Raw genomic sequence first — 1412 nt, forward strand, 5'->3', positions numbered from 1 at the left:
CCTCTCCCCCATCTGCTCCCCATTCCCCACTCCCTTGCGGTAGTCTGGTATTGGTAATCGGCGCGATCGCGAAGCCCGCCGCAGGCATCGCACTCAATCGCCAAAATTAATTTATAAATAAAATCTGTGCTTGACTTAAAGCAAATTCGCGAAAATCCCCAAGTTATCCAAGAATTACTAGACCGACGTGGTGTTGGTCAATATGACCTTACCCCGATTCTGGAGCTAAATCAGCAGGGGCGGGAATTGGAAACATCCCGTACTAAGTTACAAGCCCGCAGTAACGAGATTGGTAAACTCATCGGTCAAAAAATTAAAGCTGGTAGTCTCCCTGACGCGCCAGAACTTCAAGAATTACGAGATGAGGGGAACCAAGTTAAGGCGACTCTTGGCTCCCTAGAACCGCAGGAGCGAGAACTCAGAGCCGAATTGGATGCTCTCCTGTTAACTCTCCCCAATTTGCCTAGTGATTCTACGCCTGTTGGTAAGAATGAATTAGAGAATATGGAAGTCCGTCGCTGGGGTGACGAATACATTACTCAGCGCGAGGGAATTCTTCCCCATTGGCAAATTGGAGAAAAACTCGGTATTCTCAATTTTGAGCGGGCGGTGAAAGTAGCCCAAAGTAGATTTGTCTGCTTAGTGGGGGCAGGTGCTGCTTTGGAGAGGGCATTAATTAACTTCATGCTTGAGACGCAAATCAGGGCTGGTTATTTGGAAATAATGCCACCGATTTTAATTAATACTCAGTCTCTAACAGCTACAGGTCAACTCCCTAAATTTGCTGAAGAAAGCTTTAAGTGTGATAGTGATGATTTGTGGCTGACACCAACTGCTGAAGTGCCACTTACCAATCTTTACCGAGATGAAATCTTAGATGCCTCTGTCCTTCCTATCTATCAATGTGCTTATACTCCCTGCTTTCGTCGTGAAGCGGGTGCTTATGGGAGAGATACGCGGGGACTGATTCGATTACACCAGTTTAATAAGGTTGAGTTGGTGAAACTCGTCCATCCCAGCACATCCGAGGCAGAATTGCAAGGGATGGTACAGAATGCGGCAGCAATTTTAGAAGCATTAAAATTACCTTACCGAGTTTTGCAATTGTGTACAGGGGATTTGGGCTTTTCATCGACTAAAACTTACGATTTGGAAGTTTGGTTACCTTCGGCTGGGAAATATCGAGAGATTTCCAGTTGCTCTAATTGCGGTGATTTTCAGGCACGACGGGGGAGTATTCGTTTTAAGGAGCCTGGGAAAAAAGGTACTCAATTTGTCCATACTCTTAATGGTTCCGGATTAGCTGTAGGGCGCACTATGTCGGCGATTTTAGAGAATTACCAGCAAGAAGATGGCACAGTGAGAATACCGGAGGTTTTGCAACCTTATTTGGGGCGAGAGGTGTTGTGAAT

The 1412-nt window shown here is 45.9% G+C and carries 1 protein-coding gene; it reads left to right on the forward strand.

Going from position 1 to position 1412, the window contains the following annotated elements; all coding sequences use genetic code 11:
• Window positions 1–126: 126 nt before the first annotated feature.
• A complete protein-coding gene (gene serS, locus NJ959_RS29525; protein ID WP_254015325.1) occupies window positions 127–1410 on the forward strand; it encodes a serine--tRNA ligase in 1284 nt (427 codons plus the stop codon).
• Window positions 1411–1412: the final 2 nt, after the last annotated feature.

The organism is Limnofasciculus baicalensis BBK-W-15 (genome assembly GCF_024178385.1).
Classification (GTDB): domain Bacteria; phylum Cyanobacteriota; class Cyanobacteriia; order Cyanobacteriales; family Coleofasciculaceae; genus Limnofasciculus; species Limnofasciculus baicalensis.